17 protein-coding genes are annotated in these 23,115 nt (G+C 63.1%); 9 read left to right on the top strand and 8 right to left on the bottom strand.

The features are described 5' to 3' along the window. Positions 1–7: 7 nt before the first annotated feature. From V6765_RS21425 to V6765_RS21395, 7 genes are all read right to left on the bottom strand, one after another. Positions 8–1,123, bottom strand: coding sequence for an ABC transporter ATP-binding protein (locus tag V6765_RS21425; protein WP_448432593.1), 1,116 nt, complete (start codon positions 1,121–1,123; stop codon positions 8–10). 7 nt (positions 1,124–1,130) lie between these two features. Beyond that, positions 1,131–1,958, bottom strand: coding sequence for a carbohydrate ABC transporter permease (locus V6765_RS21420; protein ID WP_448432592.1), 828 nt, complete (start codon positions 1,956–1,958; stop codon positions 1,131–1,133). Next, positions 1,955–2,878 carry a carbohydrate ABC transporter permease gene (locus V6765_RS21415; protein ID WP_448432590.1) on the bottom strand — a complete coding sequence of 308 codons (924 nt, stop codon included), beginning with the start codon at positions 2,876–2,878 and terminating at the stop codon, positions 1,955–1,957. Before V6765_RS21415 ends, V6765_RS21420 begins: the two co-directional genes overlap by 4 nt. Before the next feature lie 55 nt (positions 2,879–2,933). Continuing rightward, on the bottom strand, positions 2,934–4,268 hold the full coding sequence (locus tag V6765_RS21410; protein WP_448432588.1) for an ABC transporter substrate-binding protein: 1,335 nt from the start codon (positions 4,266–4,268) through the stop codon (positions 2,934–2,936). Between the two features lie 2 nt (positions 4,269–4,270). Then, positions 4,271–5,818 (bottom strand): sulfatase, encoded by a 1,548-nt coding sequence (locus V6765_RS21405; RefSeq protein ID WP_448432586.1) that lies wholly within the window; start codon positions 5,816–5,818, stop codon positions 4,271–4,273. 153 nt (positions 5,819–5,971) lie between these two features. Continuing rightward, positions 5,972–6,931 (bottom strand): LysR family transcriptional regulator, encoded by a 960-nt coding sequence (locus tag V6765_RS21400; RefSeq protein ID WP_448432584.1) that lies wholly within the window; start codon positions 6,929–6,931, stop codon positions 5,972–5,974. Positions 6,932–7,115: 184 nt separating this feature from the next. After that, entirely contained in the window at positions 7,116–8,633 is a 1,518-nt protein-coding gene (locus tag V6765_RS21395) for a sulfatase (protein ID WP_448432582.1), read from the bottom strand. 347 nt (positions 8,634–8,980) lie between these two features. On the opposite strand from V6765_RS21395, the gene V6765_RS21390 reads away from it, so the two are divergent. The 4 genes from V6765_RS21390 to V6765_RS21375 all read left to right on the top strand — a co-directional run bounded on the left by V6765_RS21390 (position 8,981) and on the right by V6765_RS21375 (position 14,828). Continuing rightward, positions 8,981–9,913: a LysR family transcriptional regulator gene (locus V6765_RS21390; protein WP_448432580.1), complete on the top strand. Its 933-nt coding sequence runs from the start codon at positions 8,981–8,983 to the stop codon at positions 9,911–9,913. A gap of 141 nt (positions 9,914–10,054) precedes the next feature. After that, the gene (locus V6765_RS21385; protein ID WP_448432578.1) at positions 10,055–11,542 is read left to right on the top strand and encodes an ABC transporter substrate-binding protein; all 1,488 of its coding nucleotides are present in this window, start codon (positions 10,055–10,057) and stop codon (positions 11,540–11,542) included. A 69-nt stretch (positions 11,543–11,611) separates the two neighbouring features. Beyond that, a complete protein-coding gene (locus V6765_RS21380) occupies positions 11,612–13,387 on the top strand; it encodes a sulfatase (RefSeq protein ID WP_448432576.1) in 1,776 nt (591 codons plus the stop codon). A 10-nt stretch (positions 13,388–13,397) separates the two neighbouring features. Beyond that, positions 13,398–14,828, top strand: coding sequence for a sulfatase family protein (locus V6765_RS21375; protein ID WP_448432574.1), 1,431 nt, complete (start codon positions 13,398–13,400; stop codon positions 14,826–14,828). A gap of 75 nt (positions 14,829–14,903) precedes the next feature. On the opposite strand, the gene V6765_RS21370 is transcribed toward V6765_RS21375, so the two are convergent. After that, the gene (locus tag V6765_RS21370; RefSeq protein WP_448432572.1) at positions 14,904–16,589 is read right to left on the bottom strand and encodes a glycoside hydrolase family 3 protein; all 1,686 of its coding nucleotides are present in this window, start codon (positions 16,587–16,589) and stop codon (positions 14,904–14,906) included. 411 nt (positions 16,590–17,000) lie between these two features. Between V6765_RS21370 and V6765_RS21365 the strand changes: the two genes are divergently transcribed. Genes V6765_RS21365 through V6765_RS21345 form a run of 5 tightly spaced genes read left to right on the top strand, consistent with a single transcriptional unit; the run spans position 17,001 to position 23,080 of the window. Further along, entirely contained in the window at positions 17,001–18,530 is a 1,530-nt protein-coding gene (locus V6765_RS21365) for an ABC transporter substrate-binding protein (RefSeq protein WP_448432570.1), read from the top strand. A 5-nt stretch (positions 18,531–18,535) separates the two neighbouring features. Then, positions 18,536–19,483, top strand: coding sequence for an ABC transporter permease (locus tag V6765_RS21360; protein ID WP_448432568.1), 948 nt, complete (start codon positions 18,536–18,538; stop codon positions 19,481–19,483). A 4-nt stretch (positions 19,484–19,487) separates the two neighbouring features. Further along, complete coding sequence (locus V6765_RS21355; protein ID WP_448432566.1) at positions 19,488–20,375, top strand: ABC transporter permease; 888 nt, start codon at positions 19,488–19,490, stop codon at positions 20,373–20,375. Between the two features lie 3 nt (positions 20,376–20,378). Beyond that, on the top strand, positions 20,379–22,463 hold the full coding sequence (locus V6765_RS21350) for a dipeptide ABC transporter ATP-binding protein (protein WP_448432564.1): 2,085 nt from the start codon (positions 20,379–20,381) through the stop codon (positions 22,461–22,463). Then, positions 22,460–23,080 (top strand): TetR/AcrR family transcriptional regulator, encoded by a 621-nt coding sequence (locus V6765_RS21345; protein WP_448432562.1) that lies wholly within the window; start codon positions 22,460–22,462, stop codon positions 23,078–23,080. Before V6765_RS21350 ends, V6765_RS21345 begins: the two co-directional genes overlap by 4 nt. Positions 23,081–23,115 lie beyond the last annotated feature (35 nt).

Raw genomic sequence — 23,115 nt, 5'->3', positions numbered from 1 at the left:
GCTCGCCTCAGTTCAGCAGGTTGCGTCCGTCTTCGGCGTCGAAGAGATGCCAGGCATCGCGGGCGGGCAGAATGGCAATGGTTTCGCCCTGCTGCGGCAGGCGCTGGCCGCCAGCGTCGCCTTCGGCCGCGCGCACAGCGATCCCGGTTCCGCCCAATTCGCCGAACACGAAAATTTCGTGGCCCAGCCACTCGATCACGTCGACGACAATGTTGCTGCCAATGTCGCCGCCAGCGGGCACGATCTGGAAATGCTCGGGGCGGATGCCAAGGTCGACGGTCTGCCCGGCGCCGATCCGTTCGGCCAGCAGAGCGATGCGTTCCGGCGAGGCCGGCAGCGTCATCGCTTGCGGCCCGTCGAACGCTACCTTTCCGTCCACAACCGAAACCGTTCCCCGGAAAATGCTCATTTCCGGCGTGCCGAGAAAGCCGGCCACGAAGCGGTTTGCGGGATTGAGGTAGAGGTCCTTCGGCGAGCCGACCTGCTGGATTCTGCCATGGTCCAGCAGTGCGATGCGATCGGCCATCGTCATCGCCTCAACCTGGTCATGGGTCACGAAAATCGAGGTCGCGCCAAGCTTGCCGTGGAGGCGGCGGATTTCCAGCCGCGTCTGCGCCCGCAGCTTGGCATCGAGGTTCGACAGCGGCTCATCGAAGAGAAAAAGCTTGGGATTGCGCACGATGCACCGCCCCATCGCGACGCGCTGGCGCTGGCCGCCGGAAAGCTGGCCAGGCTTGCGCTTTTCCAGGCCCTCGAGGCCGAGCATGCTCACGGCTTCGCCGACGCGACGATCGATCAGCGCCCGGTCCTCGCCGCGCATGCGCAGCGCGAAGGACATGTTCTGCTCCACCGTCATATGCGGATAGAGCGCATAGGTCTGGAACACCATCGCCATGTCGCGGTCGGAGGGGTCGGTATTGGTGATGTCCTCGCCATCGACCTTGATTGTGCCGCCGGTGATGTCCTCAAGGCCGGCGATCATCCTCAGGAGCGTCGATTTACCGCTGCCCGACGGGCCGACGAGGCAGACAAACTCGCCGGAGGGAATGGTGAGGTCGAGATCGGGGATGACGGTAAGGTTGCCGTAGCTCTTGCAGACGTTCTGAAGTTCGACTTGTGCCATGATTCACCTACTTGACCGCGCCGGCCAGAAGACCGCGCACGACGAAACGTTGACCGAACATGATGAGGACAAGGGCCGGCAGCATCGAAATCACCGAAGCCGCCGCCATTTCGCCGTAGCGAATCTGATGCTCCTGCGCGAAGGTGGCGATCGCCACCGGCGCCGTCATCGTGTTCTGGTCGGAGAGGTTGAGCGAAATCGCGAAATCGCTCCAGGATTGGATGAAGGCAAGCGCGCCCGCAGCCGCCATTCCGCCGAAGGAAAGCGGCAGGATGATGCGCCGGAAGATCTGGCCGTAGTTGCAGCCGTCAAGCCGGGCCGCTTCCACGAGTTCGCGCGGGATCGCGAGCATGAAGCCGATCATCAGAAACATCGTCTGCGGCAGCATGTGCACCGTGTGGGTCAGCACCAGCGCCAGGTAGCTGCCGTGCAGACCTGCCTGGGTGGCCATGACATACCACGACCCCACGAATGTCAGCGTCGGCAGCATGTGGAAGACCAGCGCCCATCCGAGCACCAGGATCGAGACCCAGCGCGGCGGGTTAAGCCTGACGATCGTGAAGGCCGCGACCGTGGCGATCAGCAGGGTGAGCGCCGTCGCGGAAACGGCGACGATCGCGCTGTTGAGCAGGTTGGCGAGGAAGTCCGACTGCCGCGAGAACAGGATCGAAACGTAGTTGGCGTCGGTCACCGGCGCGACCATCTTGCCCATCAGGATGTCGATCGGCCGTTTGAACGAGTTCGACAGGATCCACACCATCGGCGCCACGATCAGCAGCGCATATCCCCAGGCGACCATGTCGCCGCCGGTAAACCTTCTGGTTCTCGTTTTCATGGCTTGCTCCTGCGCATGCGGCGGCTGCGGATGACGAGGTTGACCACAACCGTCAGCACCGCGACGGCCAACAGGGTGAGCAGAGACATCGCCGATCCCATGCCGACCCTGTCCTGACCGAAGAAGGTGCGGTAGATCGAGAAGTTGATGACCTCTGTGGATGTGCCCGGCCCGCCGCCGGTCAGCAGAAAGATTTCGTCGAAAACCTTGAATGACAGCACCAGCCTGAGGCCGAGCGTGATCAGGATGGTCGGCATCATCATCGGGATGATGATGTGGATGAGTTCCTGCCACTTCGACTTCACGTCAAGCCGCGCTGCCTCGAGGATTTCGTCATCGAGGGTTTCGAGCCCGGTCAGCAACAGCAGAAAGACGAAGGGCGTCCAGTGCCAGATGTCGACCCCGATGACCGAGGCGAGCGCGAAACGTTGGTCGCCGAGAAAATCGACAGGACCCAGGCCGAAGAGGCCGAGAACCGCATTGACGATGCCGAAGTCGCGGCCGAGCATCAGCCGCCACATGGCGCCGATCACGATCGGCGGGATGACGATGGGCAAAAGGAAAATCGCGGTCAGAAGCCCGCGTCCGACGCCCGAGGACCGTCTGACGGCAAGCGCCATGGAGAACCCGATGATCATCTGGATGCCGACCGCGAAAACCGCGAAGATGATCGTGTTCTTCACGCCAGCCCAGTAAACCGGCTCGCCGGTGAAGAGCTCGCGGAAATTCTTCAGGCCGATGAAGCTGATATCCGGCTGGCCGCCGCTCCACTCAACGCTCGACAGGCTGAGGCCGGCGAGGTTGAACACCGGATAGATCGTGAGCACGACCAGCAGGACCACCGCCGGCGCGAGCGATGACACCTTCCAGATGCGGTTGGCCTTTCCGGCGCGGCCGATTTCAGACGTGCGTTTCTGCATGACAATGTCCCGAAGGTCCGGCCTGCGCCAAGGAGCACAGGCCGGAGCAGCTCAATTACAGATGGTTGGGCTCTTTGACGTCGTAACCGGCGTCCGTCAGGATCTTGTACATGTCATCGGCCGAAGCGTTAAGCGCCTCGGTCGGCGTGATCTCGCCGATGACCGCACGGTTGAGATGGACGGAGATCGCATCCTTGATCTGCGTGCCCTCGACCAGCGGCATATTCATCTGGGCATTGGCCGCATTTTCGGAAAAGGCCGGAATGAAGGCGAAGGCCGGGTCGCTCGCCTCTTCGGCGTCACCAAGATCGTCACGAACCGGAACGCCGCCGTCGAGAACGTAGTTGACCTGGTTTTCCTTCTCCAGGAACCATTTGAAGAAATCCAGGGCCGCCTTTTGCTGGCTTTCCGGTACGTTCTTGGCGATTCCGCCGACCCACTGACCGGCGGCCGACGAATGAATGCCGCCGGGGCCCGCCGGAATGAGGGCGGTTGCGATCTTGTCGGCGACGATCGAGCTGTTGGGGTCGGTGAGCGAGGAATAGGCGGCCACCACCGCGATCGCCTGCGCCGCCTTGCCGGTTGCCATCAGCTGGATCAGTTCGGCCTGCGCGATCGCGCCCGGATTGGGCGGCCCCGCCTCGTTGCCGAGGGCGATGTATTCCTCAAGCGCCGCAAGGCCCTCTTCGCTTGCAATGGTCGGCGTGAAATCGCCCTTGGCAGCGTCGGCGAAGAACGTCGCCCCGTAGCTGAACAGGTAGGGCGTGAAATTGTAGAGGATCGAATCGCGCGCGGCGCGCGGCACGAAGCCATAGATGTTCGGCGGATCGTTCAGGGCCTTGGCATTGGCCAGAAGATCGTCCCAGGTCTCGGGCACCTTGAGGCCGGCCTCCTCATAGAGGTCCTTGCGATAGTAGAATATCTGGACATTGCCGTTGGTCGGGACGGACAGCAGCGTTCCATCCGGATCGAAGCTGTGGGTTTCGGCATTCCAGTAGGTCGAGTTGCCGAAGGTCAGCACGCTTTCGGGCAGGCTGAAGTCCGGGTCGATCTCCTTGAGCGGCTTCAAAAAGCCGCCAGCATAGATCTCGGCCATGCCGCTGGCGTTCAAGTTGAGGATGTCATAATCGCCCTCGCCGGCGCGCAACGAGTTGCGGGTCTTCTCCAGCATGCCGCCGAACGGCGTCACGTCGAGGTCGAATTGCGTGCCGGTCTCCTCTTCATAGGCATCCACCATGGCGATGAAGCCGTCGAGCCAGGGCGACTGATTGATCAGCACCCGCAGCGTCGTTCCCTCCTGCGCGTGGGCGGCGGCTGCCATTGTGAGCGTCATGGCGGCCGTCGCTGAAAGCGTCAGCATGCGTTTGCGTATGCGTTGAACTGTATCCATTGTCATTCTCCTCCCGTTTTAGTTGCGAACGAACGCGCCGGCGCATCAAGCCCCAGCCACGCGTAGAAATCATCAGTGGCGTCGTGCGCCTTCAGGATACCCCTTAAGCCATCCTCGAGACGCGCGATAATCGCCGGATCATCGACAGGTGTCGACTGCCCCGGATCTTTGGTCAGGTCATAAAGCGATGTCCCGAACCGTCCGTGGGTATCCTTGTAGAGGCCGGGCCCGCGCTTTTCGGGCGAAAGTCCCGGAACGCGCAGCACGGGGACGCCCTTGGTGAAATCGAGCGGCGGATGAAGGGTCGCATCCGCGAGCTCCTCCACCGAGAACAGCGATTTCAGATGGGTCGGCATCAGCGTGTATTCCGCGGGCGCCGGGCCGTCGCGATCCGGCGGATAGCGGAAATAGGTGTGCCGCCCATCGGTCACGCCGACCGGACCGCCATGCATGCCGAAGGCGATGATCCGCTCTTCGTCATCCTCATCCAGCCGATCAAGGATCGGGCGGCCGCGCGTCTCCTTCGGCGCCTCAAGGCCGAAAATGTCGAGCATGGTCGGCATCAGGTCCGGCGTCTGCGTCAGGGCGTCGATGCGGGTTCCGGCGCGCTCGGTATGGTCTGGATGATGCATGATCAGGGGGATGTGCGAAATCTCGTCGAAATAGGGCGGGATGTTCTTGCCCCACCATTCATGCTCGGAAAGCAGGAATCCGTGATCCGTCGACAGAACGAGGCAGGTGTCCTTCCAGAGATCGTGTTCGTCGAAATAGTCGAGCAGCCGGCCGAAATGATGGTCGCACATGGCAACGAGGGCGTTGTAGTTCGCCCTGATCTCGGCGATCTCTTCAGGCGTGTTGGTGCACGGCCCGTAGCGCGGCCAATCCAGGATTGGGCCGTCGTAATCAGTCGGCAGCGCCTTGCGGTATTTCTCCGGGACGTGAAACGGCTCGTGCGGATCGAAGCACTCGATCTGCAGCATCCAGTTGTCGGCATCGCGATTGCTATCAAGGAACTCCAGGCCCTTGGTGATGCATTGCGGGCCCGGGAAATCCGCCTCGTCGCGGATGAAGGAACGGTTGATCTGGTGCTGCAGCCGATTCCGTTCGCCCGGCTTGTTGTAGTGGAGATCGGAATAGTCCCGGGCGAAGCGTTCGAGCGGCGGCTCGACTACGGCTTTCCACGGGTCGAATTCCTGGCCGCGAACCAGGTCCCAGGTGCGGTAGCGGTTGTGATAGGTCGCGCCGCCGTCCTCGAAATAGTGGAAATGATCGGTGATCAGGTGCGTGTAGACATTCGCCTTGTTCAGGATCGCGGGCAGCGAATTGTCGAAGGGTTCGAGCGGCCCCCAGGAGCGATGCATGAAATTGAGCCTGCCGGTGTGCATGTCGCGGCGGGCCGGCATGCAGGGGAGACTGCCGACATAGTGATTGTCGAAGGTCATCGCCCGGTTGGCGAAGCGATCGAAATTCGGCGTCGCGACCTCACGCCCGCCATAAGCGCCCAGAGCGCGCCGGTTCAGCGTGTCGAACAGGACAAAAACAAGCTTCATGTATGGTCTCCCTGCCGCGATACTAGACATTTGCCAATTCTTGAAAAATACATTCGGAGCGAATAGCGATAACCCTGAGATATCGCAGGCGCGCGCAACCACTGTCTCCGTCGGAGGAACGGGACTATTCCGGCAATGAGGCTTTTGATGATTTCAGGGCTTTGCGCGGGCCACTGGTGCGGGCGATCCCTCTCCCTCACGCAGCGGTTCCGTCACCGCATTCAGGGAACGGATCATCTGGGTGATCGGCGCAAAATCCGCGAAACTCCTGTGGAACGTGATCCCGGTCGGAATGCTCCAGCGAAAGCCGTCAAGCGCGACTTCCTTCAGGTCGCGCCCTTCAGAGGTTGCGCTGAGAGGCACCGGCATGCAGCCGATGAACTGATGCTCCGCGATCATCTTGAAGGCGATCTGCAGGGAATGGGATTCCAGCGCAACGCGAGGCTCGGGCAGGCCGCGGGCTTCGAAATAGTTACGGATCTGGATGTTTGCCTGCTGGCCGCTGAAAAGGCAAAGCCATGGATAGTCGAGCGTGTCGGCCGGCTCGACGCGATCCTTGAGAAACAGCGGGTGCTGGCTGGAGGCGAAGATCGCGTTCTGCTGCTGGTAGAGTTCGATGGTCCTGAACTCGGCGCCGAGATTGAAGGTGCCGCCTTCGGTGCGCGGGATGCCGCCCGCATAGACCCGGATATCGCCCGTTTTCAGCATCGGCAGCAGTTCGCTGCCCACGCCGGTTGATACCTGCACCTTCAGATGCGGGAAACGCCGACGGAGGTCGGCGAGCATGTTGGGGAAGTGAACGGAAGAATAGACGGGCCCGCCGCCGATACGCATCGTCCCGCCAAGGCCCTTGGACTGCGCGCCGACCTCGACGATCGCAGCGTTCCAAGCGGCCTCGACCTCTCGCGCGCGGATATGCATCATCTCGCCGGCTTCCGTCAGCCGGACGCCGCGCGGCAGGCGCAGGAACAGTTCCGTCCCGAACGCCTCCTCCAAAAGCCGGATCGATTTCGTCAGCGCCGGCTGGCTGATATTCATCGCCCGCGCGGCGCCATGAAAACTGCCGGCATCCACCACGCCGAGAAAATGCTGAAACCGCCAGATGTCGTGCATTGCCGCTCCTCACTCCTGCTCTTTGCCGCGAGGATAGATTGGGCCGGCAAAGATAACCAGAGGGTATCGCAGGTATCGGCTTGAACAAACCGAACCGCACCCGCTTCAACGTGAAGGGACCCGGCAGGAACATAGCGAGGCACCCATCGCAACGCTTGCCTCCCGCAACGCGGATGCCTGTTCCTCACCCGGCTTCGAGTTGATACCAGCGGTAGACCTCCGCTGGCGTATCGTGGACCTTAAGCTCATCGATCATCAGCCGGTACAGGCTTTCGGCTGTGGAGGCGTCCTCGATCGGCGACCGCTGCTTCGGATCGGCCTTAAGATCGTAAAGCCGGGTGCCGGGGTCGGCGAAGCCCTTGCCGTCATTATAAGGCACACGCTTGGCATCCCGACGCGCGTCGATCTTGAGCACCGGCACGCCCTTTGTGAAATCGAAACCTGGATGAAGCTGGGCGGTGCGCAGCTCCTCGATCGTGAACGGCGCCGTCATGTGGTTCGCAACGAGCGTGTACTCACTGAGCCCCTCGCGGGAAAGGTCCGGCGGATAGTGATAGAGCACATGCTCGCCGTCGGTCACGCCGATCGGGCCCGAAAAAACCCCGAAGACGGCAGCATCGCGGATGGCTTCCTCGCGCGCCAGGAGCGGCATGATGCTTTGTGCGGTCACCTCCTGCGGCGTGTCCAACCCGTGGATATCCATGAAGGTCGGCATCAGATCGGTCGTCTGCGTCAGTTGTTTGCGCCGCGTCCCGGCAAGATGTCCGTGATCGGGATGATGGATCATCAACGGAATGTGCGAGACCTCCTCATAGTAGGGCATGCGGCACTTGCCCCACCAGTCGTGCTCGGAAAGCAGGAACCCGTGGTCTGTGGTGAGCACGACGCATGTGTCCTTCCACATGTCATGTTCGTCCATATAGTCGATCAACTTGCCGAAATACGCATCGCACATGGCGACGAGCGCCGCGTAGTTCGCGCGAATCTCCGCGATTTCCTCGGGGCTTTCGGTCACCCGGTCATAATGCGGCCAGTCAAGCACGCCGCCATTATATCCCGTCTCGCAGGCCGCCTTGAAGCGATCCGGGGCATGAAAGGGCTCATGGGGATCGAAGCACTCCAGCATCAGGAACCAGTCATCGGCCGCGCGGTTGCGGTCGAGGAACTCGAAGGCGGAGGCAAAGCATCGAGGGCCGGGAAAGTCCTCTTCCGCCAAGATTGTCTCGCGATTGATCGCATGCTGCAGCCGCTTGTCAGGCTTTTCCGTATTGTAATGGCGGGCATCGAACTTTTCCCGGATCCGATCAAGCGGAGGATCGACCATGGCGACCCAGGGATCGTATTCCTGCCCGCGAATGAAATCGTAGCTCGAGAACCGCGTGTGAAACCCATGCCCGCCATCTTCGAAATAATGCAGATGGTCCGTGATCAGATGGGTATAAACGCCGCTCCCCTTCATGATCTCGGCAAAGGAATTGTCGAATGGCTCCAGAGGTCCCCATGAGCGGTGGGGGAAATTGAGGCGCCCGGAATGCATATCGCGGCGAGCGGGCATGCAGGGCAGTGAGCCCACATAGTGACGGTCGAACGTCACCACGCGCGCGGCGAATCGATCAAAGTTCGGCGTCTTGACCTCGGTTCCGCCGTAAGCGCCGAGCATAGCGCGGTTCAGACTGTCAAACAGGACGAAAATGGTTCTCATGGATGCTCCTCCCGCAGGAATATGGCCGAGCTATCGCTGAAATGATAATGAATGTTCGTTGGAGCGTGATAACTGCAAGATATCGCCCTGCCCCGGCCGCTTGGCTGTCCGCCACTGCCGCAATGCCGCTCAAATGAGTCTCCATGGGGCGCACTCAAATTGTGATTGATCCACCCTTCGATCAATCACATTGTTGTCACCGCACGAATTTGTCCCTTGAAGCCCGTGTTGCCCGGGCAAACGCTGCGGCATCGCACCGGTGGACGTCGGCCGCATTCCAACATTTGCAATCCGGGCTTCGTACGCAGTAGAAGCTGCCATGCTCATTGAGGACCGGGACGAAGGCCATGCTAGATTATGTAACCCATCTGTTCCGGCTGAAGGCCATTATCGAGGAAGGCAGCCTCGGACGGGCGGCGCGGCGGCTAAACGTCACCCAGCCGGCGCTTTCGCGCTCGGTCTCCCAGCTTGAGAAGCATTTCGGCCAGCCGATCCTCATCCGCCATTCCCGCGGGGTCGAACCAACGCCATTTGGCGAACGGGTGCTTTCCTCGGCGCTCGGCATCGAACGCCACTGGCAACTCGCCGAAAAGCTGCTGCAGACCGATCCGGCCGAGGGCAAGACCTCGATCAGGATCGGCGCCGGGCCGATCTGGCGCGGCGCGATCCTGCCCGAGTTCGTCAACCAGCTTCAGAAGGATTTTCCCAAGGTCGTATTCGAACTGCTCAGCATCGAGCCGCGCGGCAGCCTGCGGGACCTGAAGGAGGGTCGCCTCGATTTCATCTTCACCGGCGTCGACCTCACGCCGGGTGGAGAACCCGGCATATCGGTCATGCCCTTTGCCCGGATCCTCGCCAATGTGGTCGGCCGCAAGAACCATCCGATCTTCCGGCATCGCGGCCCGGACGGCACGATCGCGCCGATCCGGCTGCTCGATTTTCCCTGGGTCGTCTACAGCGCGATGCCGAACTATCGCGACATGATGCGCCATGCGATCTATGAGCATCTCGGCGTCGAACCAGAGGTCCGCGTGGTCTGCGACGGGCTGATGCCGACACTGAGGCTGCTGGAACTCGGCGATTTCCTGGCCGTGATGCCGCATTCGGTGATCAACCGCGACCTGACGCCCAATCTGACGGTCGTGCCCGCGGGGCTCACCCCGCGCCGCAACACCGCCGCCGTCTTCTACCGATCGGAAATGGATGACTGGGAGATCGTGCAGGCCATCCGGCGGCTTTGTCTGCAACGTTTCGGTCCGCTGGAAAATCAAAAGCCATAAGCATCGTTAATGGCGGACATCGGTTATTGTGCTTGTACTGCATGGGTGAGCGAACCATTCTCCGCCGCACGAGGAGATTTCGCTGCCCACGGCCTTCATTCGAGCGCCGCACGGCAGAGCGAATGACAAGGAGGAGAGCCCATGACCTTTCAATTCAACGGATGGCGGAAACGCGTTTCCGCCGCCGCACTTGCCGCTGCTCTGGCCGTGCCCGGAGCGGCGTTCGCCGAAACGCTGACGATCGCCACACCGAGCGATGCCCAGCCGAAGAACATTCTTCCGATCCGCGCCGGCAACACTTCGTGGCTGCAGGCGGTGTTCGAGCCGCTGGTGCGGATCATGCCCGGCACGGATGACCCGCAGCCGGTGCTCGCCAGGAGCTGGACCGTTTCCGAGGACGGCAGGACCGTGTCCTTCGAACTTCAGGACGGCGTAACCTTCCATTCGGGCCGTCCCTTCACGTCGGCCGACGTGAAGTTCACACTGGAAACGGCCGCCGACAAGGCCTCCGCGTCCCAGTTCGACTTCATCGCCCGCGCGATTTCCGAGATTGCGACGCCAAGCGACACCGAGGTCGTCCTGACACTCGAAAAGCCGATGCCGAACCTGTTCGAGTTCCTGTCGCAGACGGTCATTGTGGACAAGGATAGCTACGACAAGCGCGCCGACGGCAAGGAGCTCGTTGGCACCGGACCCTACAAATTCGTCGAGTGGGTGCCCGGCGCCTCGATCCGCCTGGAACCCTATGACGGCTATCGTGATCCCGACGCTCATGCCTTTGACGATATCGATATCGCCATCATCACCGATCCGACCGCGATGATCGCGGCCCTGCGCTCGAACCGCGCCCAACTCGCCATGCAGATGCAGCCGCGCGACGTGATCGAGCTTTCCGGCAACCCGATGTACCAGACCACGCCCACGGCCGGTTCGCTCTATCCGCTCGGCGTCAACGTCACCGACGCGCCGTTCGACGACAAACGCGTGCGCCAGGCGATCGGCTACGCGATCGACCGGGACCGCATCAACCAGCAGGTCTTCGACGGCCTTGGCAATCCGACCGATCTCTTCTGGCCGACGTCTGACGAACAGGCGCAGCACTATGCCTATAACCCCGAAAAGGCCCGCGAACTGCTGAAGGAGGCCGGCGCCGAAGGGGCGACCGCCACCGTCGCGCTTCATGCCCTGCCGTCGCAGCGGGCGATTTTCGAGATCGTGCAGAACAACCTCACCGATGTCGGCTTCAAGGTCGAGGCCAATATTCTCGACACCGCGACCTACGGCCAGCAGCAGATCGCCGGCGATCTCGGCCCGGTGTTCATCCAGCTCCACGGCATGGACGGCTTGAGCCCGGCAACGCTGCTCAGCGCCGCGCCAGCTTTGCGCGAGGGCAATCCATCGCATTTCTGGAACGATGACTATGTGAAGCTGCGCGATGCCGTGCAGAGTGCTTCGACCAAGCAGGCATCTGACGAAGCGGTCAAGGCGCTCGGCGACTATATCCTCGATGAGGCGTTCAACCTCAATATCCTGACGGCGCCGACGCTTTCGGTCTCGGCAACCAGCCTTCAGGGCGCCGAATACACCACGACCGGCTACCTCGTGCTCAATCACGCCTCCGGCGGCTGAGATTCGGCATCGGGCGGACCGTCACCTGGCGGCCCGCCCTTAATCCCTCCATGACAAGAGCCTGCCACCGTGCGTACCATTGTCCTGATGTTCGACAGCCTCAACCGGCTCTATCTTCCGGCCTATGGCGGAACCCGGTTCGATCTCCCCAATTTCCGGCGGCTGGAAAGCCGGACCGTGACCTTCGACCGGTGCTATGCGGGCTCCATGCCCTGCATGCCCGCCCGCCGGGAGATGCACACCGGCCGGCCCAATTTCCTCCATCGCGGCTGGGGCCCGCTCGAGCCGTTCGACGACAGCAGCTATGAAATCCTTGGCAGGCACGGCGTCTACACCCATCTCGTGACCGATCATGTCCACTACTGGGAGGATGGCGGCGCGACCTATCATCCGCGCTTCTCTTCCTTCGAGTTCATTCGCGGGCAGGAGGGCGATCCCTGGAAGGGGCATGTCGCCGATCCGGTAATCCCGCCATCGCTCAATTGGCGCAGCGGCAAGGGCTGGCGGCAGGACTGGATCAACCGGACCTATACCGGCACCCGCGACACCCATTTCCAGACGAAAACCCTGAATGCCGGGCTGGAATTCATCAACACAAATGTCGGCGCTGACAACTGGCTCCTGCAGATCGAATGTTTCGACCCGCACGAACCCTTCTTCACGCCCGAAGAATATCACGGCCTTGCGGGCGTGCGCGAAGACATGCCCCATTATGACTGGCCGGATTACCGGCCGGTACTCGAAGACGAGGACACCGTCGACCAGGTTCAGGCGCGCTACGGCGCGCTCTTGAGGATGTGCGATGACAGCCTCGGTCGACTGCTCGACCGGATGGACGCGGGCGACATGTGGAAGGACACGATCCTGATCGTGTGCACCGACCATGGCCTGCTGATCGGTGAGCGCGACTGGTACGGCAAGAACGTCCAGCCCTGGTACGAGGAAACCATCCATACGCCGCTATTCGTCTGGGACCCGGTCTCAGGCGGCCGCGGCACCCGGGATGCCGGCCTGGTCCAGACCGTCGATTTCGCCGCGACCTTTCTTGATGCCTTCGGGATTCAACCGACGCCCGACATGCAATCGCGCTCGATCCTTCAGCATCTGCGCACAGGCGCTCCGGTGCGGGAAACCGCGCTCTTCGGCATTTTCGGCGGTCATGTCAGCATCACCGACGGTCGCTACGTCTATATGCGCGCCTGCGCCACCCCGCAGAACCGGCCGCTTGAGGAATTCACACTGATGCCGACGCGGATGAAGGCGCGGTTCTCGCCGGGCGAGCTCAGCGACATCCGGGTCGCTCCGCCCTTCTCCTTCACCAAGGGGGTGCAGACCATCGTCACGCGCGGCGGCGCTTTCGGCAATCCCCATCATTTCGGAACGCTGCTGTTCGACCTTGAAACCGATCCGGACGAAACGACCCCGTTGAACGATCCCGCGCTCGAGACCCGGATGGCAACCATGCTGGTCGAGGCCATCCGCGAGAATGACGCGCCGGCCTCGCAGTATGAACGCCTCGGCCTGCCGCAAACGGGCCCGGTCGAGGCGCGGCATCTCCTGATCGAAAAGCAGTGGCCCCAGATCGAACGCAGCCGCCAGCGTGACTGGAAACGGGCTCCGGTGGAAAGCTACGGTCCCGCCGCCAGCCTCACGATTGCCGAAGTCTTTGCAGACCCGGCCCTGAAAGCCCTTGTCGACGAGACATTCGGTTTCGCGCTCGGTCCCGCAATGGTCGAGCGCTTCGGTCGCAACAGCCTCTGGGCGCTCGCCGTCATGTCGCCCGGCGTCACGCCCGAGGATCTGCATGCTCTCGACGGCCGGCTCGGCCGACATCTACCCGCATAGGAAGCTCATCATGCAACCGAACATTCTTCTGGTTTTCCCGGACCAATTGCGCTCCGACTGGGTGGAGCCGCGCGCGACGGTTCCCGTCCGGACGCCGAACGCCAAGGCACTTGCCGAACGCGGCGTCAATTTCGAACAGGCCTGGACGCCGTCTCCGATCTGCGCGCCGGCCCGCGCCTGCATCGCCACCGGCCGCCGTTATGATCGTAGCCCGGTGCAGCACAACAACCAGAATGTGCCGGCGGGCGCCGACACGATCTACCGGCGCATGGCCGACAACGGTTACGAAACATCCACGGTCGGCAAGCTCGACCTTTTGAAGGGCTTCATGGACTGGGGCGCGGATGGAAAGCACATGACGGAGACGGGCGAAAGCCGCCTCGCCGATCTCGGCTTCACCCGCGGCATCGACAATGCCGGAAAGCATGACGCCATCTATGGCCGCGAGCGCGGCGCCCGCGAACCCTACATGACCTATCTCGCCGAAATCGGGCTCGCCGACACCCATGACGCCGATTTCCGCCGCCGCGACCGCGCCAATATTCCCGCGACCGTCAACGAGATCGCCGCAAGCGATCTTCCGCTGCCCGACGCCTATACCAATCCCGATCTCTCGCCGCTTCCGGACGAGGCCTATTGCGACAACTGGATCGGCCGCCAGGCGATGAAGGAACTGGAAGGCCTGAAGGACACGGGCAAGCCCTGGTTCCTGACCGTCAACTTCGCCGGACCGCATGAGCCGCTCGACGTGACCGCGCGCATGCGCGACCGCTGGAAGGATGTCGCCTTCCCGGAACCGGTCGATGGTTCGCCCGACCCGCGACACCAGATGATCCGGCAGAATTATGCCGCGATGATCGAGGTCATCGACGACTGGCTCGGACGCTTCCTCGCCTTTCTCGACGAGACCGGTCAGCGCGACAACACACTGGTGGTGTTTGCCTCCGACCACGGCGAAATGCTCGGCGACCACAGGCTCTGGGCGAAATCCGTGCCCGACGAGAATTCCGTGCGGGTTCCGCTGATTGTCGCCGGCGCCGGGGTTTCGGCGAAAGACCGCATCGTCCGGACGCCGGTCTCCCTCCTCGACATGGCAAAGACCTTCCTTGATCTCTCGGGCGCTCCCGACGCGGGGATGGAAGGTGACAGTCTGCGGGGCCTGCTTGAAGGCGGAGACGAGCCCGACGACAAGCTGGTCTTCGCCGGCCTCGGCCCATGGCGGACAGTGACCGACGGCCGTTTCAAGCTGGTTGCCGGCGACTGGCGGGCGGTCCGGCCGGGCAAGATGCAGTTCACCGCGTTCGATCCGGCGGGCCTCGATACGGTGGCGCTGTTCGACCTCGATGAAGATCCGGAGGAACGCCACGATATTGCCGCCGCGCATCCCCAGATCCGGGAGCGTCTGCTAGGCGCGATCCGAGACGACATGGCGCGGGCATGAAGCCGGCGGGCGACCCGCCGGCAAATGCGGAAGGTTCCGCCCATGGCGCGGCCGGCGGCGACGAATGTTCGCGTCCTAGAGCCGGGCCTGTTCCTGCCCGCAGAAGGCGTCGACCGGGCTTTTTCCGGTGAAGGGCTTTTTGCCGGTCATGCAGTCGAGCACCGCCTCCTGCATCTCGTCGGAGGTCGCATAGGCATTGATGACGGCGGGCATGCGCGGGGCGTCGTAGAGGTAATAGGGATAGCCGAAGGAGACTAGCGCGGTCGGCACCTCGTGCCAGGGCCGCTTCATCGCCATCCGGAAATCGCCCATCAGCCGCGCCCAGTCGAGGAAGATGTGGCTGCGTGTCAGCAGCGTCTCCTCCGCCAGAAGATAGAGCACGAGGTCATAATCCCCCGGCTGCCACGGATCGCCGGGGGCGAACACCGTCACCTCGAAACCGCGGGCGCGCATCATATCCGGCAGGGCAAGCTGCATCGGTTCGCCATGGATCGGCGAGACGATACCGCCGGAGATGACCAGCACCCGGCGATGGGTTTCCGGCGACAGCGGAAACAGGTTCGCCACGTCCTTCACCAAGGTCGGCGCGCGGGCAAAAGCCTCCGCGGCGGTCGCCTTCGCCTCAGGCGTTGCCAGCCGGGCAAGGGGTTCGGCTTCCACCGCGCGGCGATGAAGGCCGAGCGCTGCCTTCAGGCCCAGAACCCGCGTCAGCGCTTCGGTGACGCGCGCCTCCGGTAGGCTGCCATCGTCGAGCGCTGCACGGACAAGGGCGATATCGCCCGGAAGATCGCCGGTGAACAGCACCATGTCGCAGCCGGCGCGGAGCATTTCGACCTTGGCCGGGCCGGCCGCCATATAGGACGTCGCGCCCGCCATCTCGGAGGCATCCGAGACGATCAGGCCGTTGAACCCCAGCCGGTTGCGCAGCAGTTCCTGATTGAGAAGCCGCGAAAGCGACGCCGGCCGAAAGAGCTCTTCCGGTTCGGCATCCGGATCGACTGCGCGCACGAAGGACGGCAACGCGATGTGGGCGGACATCACCGACAGGACATTGTTTTCGATCCCGGCGCGATAAAGCCTGCCGAACGTCGCCTCCCATTCGTCCATGGACAGCGGATTGACTGTGGTCACCAGATGCTGGTCGCGGTCGTCATAGCCTTCGCCCGGCCAGTGTTTCAGGCAGGCGGCGATGCCGTGGCGCTGCAGCGTTTCGATCTGGACCATCGCGTGACGCTCGATCAGCGCCGGATCGGAACCGAAGCCACGGGTGGCCACGATCGCAGAGCGGAACGCGGCATTGATGTCGACAACCGGCGTGAATGACCAGTTGGTGCCCACCGCCCGCGCCTCGTCAGCCATCAGCGTGTAGATGCCGCGGGTCAGCGCCGCGTCATCGGCCGCCGCGAGCGCCAGCGGATTGGGCACCTGCGTGCCGAAGGGGAAGGACATGCGCGAGCCTTCGAGATCCGCCGAGACAAGAAGCGGAACCTTCGAGCGTTGCTGCAGGGTTTGAAGGAGCCTCACCTCAGCCGCCCCATCCGGCGAGAAGAAGCGGGTGATCCCGCCCGGCCTGAGCCTTTCGATTTCCGCCGCCCATGGCTCGGCCGGTCCGTGCAGACCGATGACGAAGAGCTGGGCGATCAGACCTTCCATGTCGCCTTCGAACGCGCCGGCGGATTGCGCCACCCAGGCGATGTCATCCTCCGAGAGATTGAAGGGCGGCTTCTCCAGAAGATGGAGGGGCAGATCGTCCGGTGTCATGCATGTTCCTCCCTGCAAGACGCTTTCATCTGTCTCTGGATAGCCTTCGGGGAGGACGGTCGACAATGTTTTTATTGGGACCGGCCATAAACGACGGTTATGCCGCCACGGGTTCGAAAGCGGCAGGCAGGCTGGCTCCCCGCATCTGAAGTTCTGCCCTTTTGCCGGCCGCTTCAAGTTCTCGAGCGCCTGCGGCTCAACGTCCGGAGCACGATCGAAACCTGGCTTTCCGCCGAGTCCAAAACAGTTGTTGGCGGCATGCCTCGATACGACGCCTCGGCTCGGTATCATGCATTGCGGCTACCGCCCCACCTGACGGACTGCGGAAATTGACTTGTGTTAAACCTAGTAAGTGCTAGGTTGTTTTAAGAAGGCGTCGGGAGTGGAGCGGCGCCGTGGAGGAGAATTACAATGCCCATCCCGAAACTGTTTTCGGTCACCCGTCGTCGTTTGCTGACCGGTTCGGTGCAGGCCGCGGCGATGATCGCCGCACTTCATTTTGGTCCGGCCCTTGCCCAGGACACGTCGCGCGCCGTCATCGCCCAGGCCTATGACGCGCAGCCGCGCAATCTGCTCGCCTTTCGCGGCGGCAATTTCCCCTGGATCAAGAACGTATTCGAGACGCTGACCTTTACCGATCCCGAGACCTTCGAGCCCCAGCCCGAACTTGCCACAGACTGGACGCTGTCCGACGACGGCATGACGTTGACGCTCAACCTGCGCGACGATGTCACCTTCCATACCGGCCGCAAGATGACATCGGCAGATGTGAAATACAGCCTCGAGACCGCGGCGCTGCCGGAAACGGCCTCGCAGATCGGCTTCATCGCCCGCAGCTTCAAGGCTATCGACACGCCGAGCGACACGCAGGTGGTAATCACTTTCTCGCAGCCGACATCGAATGTCTGGGACCTGTTCGAGGAAACCCCGATCATCGACAGGGAAACCTATGCCGAGCGCGAGGACGGCTCGAAGGTGATCGGCACCGGTCCCTATAAATTCGTGAGCTGGACGCCGGGCGCCGAACTGCAGCTCAGCCGCTACGACGACTATCGCGACAAGGATGCCGCCCAGATCCGCGATCTCGACTACGCCATCATCGCCGACCCGACGGCGACGATCGCCGCGGTCCGCTCGGGCCGCGCCCAGATCGGCTACGGCATGACGCCGCGCGATGTCATCGAGTTCGATCGCAACCCGATGTACACGATCGTCAGCACCGCCGGCACGATCTATCCATTCGGCGTCAATGTCGAAGAGGGGCCGTTCGATCAGAAAACCGTCCGTCAGGCCGTCGGCTATGCCATCGACCGCCAGCGCATCGTCGACCAGGTATTCGACGGCGCCGGCACGCCGACCGACCTGTTCTGGTCCCCGTCCTCTCCCGGCTATACCGAGGAACAGGCGAACCGCTATTCCTACGACCCCGAAAAGGCCAGCAAGATGCTGGAGGAGGCGGGCGCGAAGGGCGCTAAAGTCACGATCACCATCCCCGCGATCCCCGCCAACCGCTCGATCTTCGAGATCGTGCAGAACAATCTGCGCGAAGTCGGGCTCGAGCCGGAGGCCAGGGTCCTCGATGTCGCCGAATACGACCAGCGGCAGGTGGCCGGCGACCTCGGCGAGGCCTTCATTCTGATCCATGGCCAGGTCGGCTTCCAGACCGCGACGCTGCTCTCCTCGCTGCCCTCGCTACGCAAGGGCAACCCGTCGCATTTCTGGAGCGATGAATATGAGACGCTGCGCAACGCGGTCTCGGCGGCATCGACGACCGACGACCAGGCAAAGGCGGTCGAGGCGCTCTCCGACTACATGCTGGACGAAGCCTTCACGCTCGCCCTTCTTCAGGCACCGTCCCCCAGCGTCGTTTCCGCTGACCTTGAGGGCGTATCGTTCTCCAGGCGGGGCTACATCCTGTTCAAGAACGCCACCTACAGGTAAATCCGATGTTCGGCTTTCTCCTCCGCAAGCTCCCCGCGGTGATCCTCGTCGCCTTCGTGTCGTCGATCATCGCCTTCACCCTGCCGCGCCTTGCGCCCGGCGACCCCGCGATCACGGTCGCCGGCTCGGACGCGACGCCGGAGCAACTCGCCGCCGTGCGCGAAGAGCTCGGCCTCAACGAGCCGATGCCCGTGCAATATGTCCACTGGCTCACGGGTGCGCTGCAGGGCGATTTCGGCCAGTCCTACGTCATGCGCCGGCCGGTTTCCACCGTCATCGCCGACCGGCTGGAAAGCACGCTCGAGCTTGCGGGACTGGCGACGATCATCATGATCGTCATCGGCTTTGGGCTTGGCGTGCTTGCGGGAACGGAGCGAACGCGCTGGGCCAGAGCCGTGCTCGACGTGGCCACGACAGTGCTGCTGGCAACGCCGCCATTCCTGACAGGCCTTATCCTCATTCTCATTTTCGGGATCGCCTTCCAGCTTCTGCCGGTATCGGGTGAAGTCAACCTGTCGAAGGATCCGGTGATGGGCTTCAAGTTCCTGCTCCTCCCCGCAATCGCGCTGGCGCTGCCGCAATCGGCCATGATCGCCCGTTTGCTGCAGACCACGATGAATTCGACCCGCGGCGAGGATTTCGTCGATCTGGCCAAGGCCAAGGGCGTGCCGCGCGGCCGGATCGTGCGCAAGCACGTGCTGCGCAACAGTCTCGGCCCGGCGATTGTCGCCATCGGGCTCAGGATCGGCGATCTGCTCGCCGGGGCCATCATCATCGAGGCGATCTTCGCCCGAAACGGTCTTGGCGCGCTCGCCATCTATGCGGTGCAGAGCCGGGACTACTATGTTCTGCAGGCGCTGATCCTGGGGGCCGTTATCGTCGCGGTCCTGATCCAGCTCCTCTCCGAAATTCTCATCGCCGCGCTTGATCCGCGCATCCGGCTGGAGGGCTGAAACCATGTCCAAAACATCCCTCGATGAAACCGCAGCCGATCATCACAACGACCACAGATGGTCTTTGCACCCGGCCCTTCGCCGCTACGCAGAGGCGCTAACGACGCCGAAGGGCATCATCGCCGTCGCCATCATCGTTCTCCTGACGGGCGGCGCGCTGCTTGCGCCGGTGCTGTTTCCGGGCGGCTACGACCAGCAATCGCGCGATTCGCTGCTCGGCGTCAGCCTCGCCCATCCCTTCGGCACCGATGAACTCGGGCGCGATATCTTTGTGCGCAGTATCTACGGGCTCAGGACCGACCTAAGCCTTGTCTACACCGCCGTGCCGCTTTCCATGGTGATCGGAACGCTGCTCGGCCTGTTCGGCGTGATCTCCGCCCGGCTCGGCACCTTCGTCCAGCGGGGACTGGATGTGATCGCCGGCTTTCCGGGCCTCATCCTCGGCATCTCCGTTGTGATCATTTTCAGTGCCGGCTGGCAGGCGCTGGTGATCGCCATCACCATTCTCGGCCTGCCGGCATTCGGCCGTCTGGCGCGCGCGACGATGCTGTCGCAGATGCAGCGCGAATACGTCACCGCGGCGCGCACGCTCGGCGCCACGAAATGGCAGATCATGGTCCGCCACGTGCTGCCCAACGCGGTCGAGCCGATCATCGTCCAGGGCGCGATGTTCGTCGTCGCCGCAGTGTTCATCGAAGCGGCGCTCTCGATCGTCGGCCTTGGCCTGCAGCCGCCCGAGCCTTCGCTCGGCACGCTCCTCAATGTCGGCATGCGCTACATCTCGCGCGCGCCAACCTATGTGATCGGGCCGACCGCCATCCTGATCCTGCTCGCGCTCGGTTTCAGCCTTCTCGCCGATGCGCTGAACGCCGCCGTCAACCGCTCGGAATAGATCATGACCGATATTTCAACCGATCCCTTGCTCCGGGTCGATAACCTCACCACTGCCTTTGGCAGCCGCGATGCCGGCATTACCGCCGTGCGTAATGTGTCGTTCGAGGTCGGACGCGGACGCGTGCTCGGCATCGTGGGCGAGAGCGGGTCGGGCAAATCCGTCACCGCACGCTCAATCCTGCGCCTTCTTCGCAGACCCGGCCATGTCCGCGAAGGCTCAGTAAAGCTCGCCGGTCGCGAACTGCTGACGCTTCCCGAAGAGGAGATGCGCAAGATCCGGGGCAAGGACATCGCCATGGTGTTCCAGGATCCCCAGTCCGCGCTCAATCCGGTGATGCGTGTCGGGGACCAGATCGTCGAGGCGCTGGAGGTCCATGGCGTCAAGGGCCCGGCCGCACGCGAGCGGGCCAAGGAACTCTTGCGCCAGGTCGGCATCCCCGACGTCGAGCGCAATATAGACAATTATCCGCACGAATTCTCCGGCGGCATGCGCCAGCGCGTGGTCATCTCGATTGCGCTCGCCAACCACCCGAGCGTGCTGCTCGCCGATGAGCCGACGACCGCGCTCGACGTCACCATCCAGGCGCAGATCCTGCGGCTCCTCGTGAAACTGCGCGACGAACTCGGCGTCTCCATTGTCATGATCACCCACGACATGGGCGTGGTCGCCGAGCTCTGCGACGATCTCGTGGTGATGTATGGCGGCCGGGTGGTCGAAACCGGGCTCGTCAGCGATGTGCTGACGGCGCCGCGTCACCCCTATACGGCCGCGCTGCTGCGCTCCGTGCCGCGCCTTGACGCCGACGACACGCATGAGCTTCCCGCCATTCCCGGCCAGCCCCCGATCCCGGCCTTCCTGCCGACGGGATGCGCGTTTCATCCGCGCTGCTCGCATGCCATCGAAATCTGCCGGGAACAGGTTCCGCCGCTTTCGCTGTTGCAGCCCGGCCATCGTTCAGCCTGCCACGTGGCGCAGGCGGGTAAAACCGACCTCGCCCCGCCGCCGTCCGCAGCCCTCCCCGCGCGGGCGGCGGTGCCCGATAACGCGAAGCCCTTCCTGAAAGTCATCGACCTCAAAACCGATGTCGCCGCCGGTTCCGGCGGCATGTTCCGCAAGCATACCCCGGTCTACGCTGTCGACGGCATCTCCTTCGATGTCTATCTCGGCCAGACCTTCGGTCTCGTCGGCGAATCGGGCTGCGGCAAATCGAGCCTGTCGCGCTCGCTGGTCGGCATCAACCAGCCGACCTCCGGCTCGATCGAACTCGATGGTCGCGACGTGACCGCCATGTCCGCCGAGGACCGCCACTTCATCAATCGCCGCGTCCAGTATGTCTACCAGGACCCCTCCGCCTCGCTCAATCCGCGTCGCACGATCTCGCAATCGCTGGAAGAGGCGCTCGCCGTGGTCGGGCTGAAGGGTCGCGCCGCCAGAGCGCGCGCCGCCGACCTGATGAACACGGTCGGTCTCGCGCCGCATTTCCTCAGCCGCTATCCGTTCGAGATTTCGGGCGGCCAGCGCCAGCGCGTCGGCATCGCCCGCGCGCTCGCCGTCAAGCCGAAGCTCCTGATCTGCGACGAGCCGGTTTCCGCCCTCGATGTCTCGATCCAGGCACAGATCATCAATCTTCTCGATGACCTGAAGAGCGAACTCGGACTTGGCTACCTGTTCATCGCCCACGACCTTGCGGTGGTCAAGCATATCTCCGACATGGTCGCGGTGATGTATCTCGGCCGGCTGGTGGAAACCGGAACCACGGACGATGTCTACCACCATCCCCGCCACCCCTATACCCAGGCCTTGCTCTCGGCGACACCCGAGGCCGATGTCGCCCGCCGGGACCGCGAACGCATCTATCTTGGCGGCGAGCTGCCCTCGCCCGCCAACCCGCCCTCCGGCTGCCGCTTCCGCACCCGCTGTCCGATCGGGCCGCTTTATCGTTCCGACCGTCAGATCTGCAAGGACAGCGATCCCGCACTTGCCGAACGGGACGGGCGCTCAAAGGTTGCCTGCCATTTTGCCGCCGAGCGTGATGCCCTTATGCTCGCGCAAGCGCAAGAACCGGAGGGTGCAGAGCAAGGATGAAGCAAAACGCCGAACCACGCCGCCGCCGCAGCCTCAAGGGCGAGAGCCGGCGCCAGGAAATCCTCGATGCCGCGACCAGGCTGTTTTCCCATGGCGGCTTCCACACCGCGAGCCTTGCCGATATCGCCGAGGCCGTGGGTCTGACGCAGGCCGGCCTGCTGCATTATTTCCCCTCCAAGGCGGAATTGCTGCTTGCCGTGCTGCGCCAGCGCGAGGAACGCGTTCTGATCGACGAGAACGCCGATGCCGCCAACAAGAACATCGCCTATGCCGAGGCCTTCGTTGAGACGTTGCGGCGGAACGAGAAAAACCCGGTGATGGTTCAGCTCTTCGCCATTCTGTCGCATGAGGCGATCTTCACCGACCATCCGGCCCATCCCTGGTTCAAGGAGCGCTATGCCGCCGTGGTCGCCAAGGCGACCGACCAGCTTGCGGCGACGATCGACGAAACCAGGCTGCCGCCCGGCACGAGCGTGGAAAGCATCGCTCGGCTGATGATCGCCGCCGCCGACGGGCTGAGACTGCAATGGCTGCTCGACCCGAAAGCGCTCGAACGGCCGAAGGTGATGAACGAGTTCTTCGCCCTCCTCGCCCCCTATATCAAGAAACCGGGCTGACGGCCCTCACGACCGATCCTCTCAAGGAGACAATC

The sequence above is a fragment of the Martelella sp. FOR1707 genome (assembly GCF_053484265.1).
This window is presented reverse-complemented; position numbering and strand designations above follow the sequence as displayed.

Bases quoted from the DNA above. Each gene is read 5' to 3' on its own strand.
- V6765_RS21375 (WP_448432574.1), top strand. From the start codon at position 13,398: ATGCAACCGAACATTCTTCTGGTTTTCCCGGACCAATTGCGCTCCGAC.
- V6765_RS21350 (WP_448432564.1), top strand. From the start codon at position 20,379: ATGACCGATATTTCAACCGATCCCTTGCTCCGGGTCGATAACCTCACC.
- V6765_RS21385 (WP_448432578.1), top strand. From the start codon at position 10,055: ATGACCTTTCAATTCAACGGATGGCGGAAACGCGTTTCCGCCGCCGCA.
- V6765_RS21420 (WP_448432592.1), bottom strand. From the start codon at position 1,958: ATGAAAACGAGAACCAGAAGGTTTACCGGCGGCGACATGGTCGCCTGG.
- V6765_RS21415 (WP_448432590.1), bottom strand. From the start codon at position 2,878: ATGCAGAAACGCACGTCTGAAATCGGCCGCGCCGGAAAGGCCAACCGC.
- V6765_RS21410 (WP_448432588.1), bottom strand. From the start codon at position 4,268: ATGGATACAGTTCAACGCATACGCAAACGCATGCTGACGCTTTCAGCG.
- V6765_RS21425 (WP_448432593.1), bottom strand. From the start codon at position 1,123: ATGGCACAAGTCGAACTTCAGAACGTCTGCAAGAGCTACGGCAACCTT.
- V6765_RS21360 (WP_448432568.1), top strand. From the start codon at position 18,536: ATGTTCGGCTTTCTCCTCCGCAAGCTCCCCGCGGTGATCCTCGTCGCC.
- V6765_RS21395 (WP_448432582.1), bottom strand. From the start codon at position 8,633: ATGAGAACCATTTTCGTCCTGTTTGACAGTCTGAACCGCGCTATGCTC.
- V6765_RS21405 (WP_448432586.1), bottom strand. From the start codon at position 5,818: ATGAAGCTTGTTTTTGTCCTGTTCGACACGCTGAACCGGCGCGCTCTG.
- V6765_RS21370 (WP_448432572.1), bottom strand. From the start codon at position 16,589: ATGACACCGGACGATCTGCCCCTCCATCTTCTGGAGAAGCCGCCCTTC.
- V6765_RS21390 (WP_448432580.1), top strand. From the start codon at position 8,981: ATGCTAGATTATGTAACCCATCTGTTCCGGCTGAAGGCCATTATCGAG.
- V6765_RS21400 (WP_448432584.1), bottom strand. From the start codon at position 6,931: ATGCACGACATCTGGCGGTTTCAGCATTTTCTCGGCGTGGTGGATGCC.
- V6765_RS21345 (WP_448432562.1), top strand. From the start codon at position 22,460: ATGAAGCAAAACGCCGAACCACGCCGCCGCCGCAGCCTCAAGGGCGAG.
- V6765_RS21365 (WP_448432570.1), top strand. From the start codon at position 17,001: ATGCCCATCCCGAAACTGTTTTCGGTCACCCGTCGTCGTTTGCTGACC.
- V6765_RS21355 (WP_448432566.1), top strand. From the start codon at position 19,488: ATGTCCAAAACATCCCTCGATGAAACCGCAGCCGATCATCACAACGAC.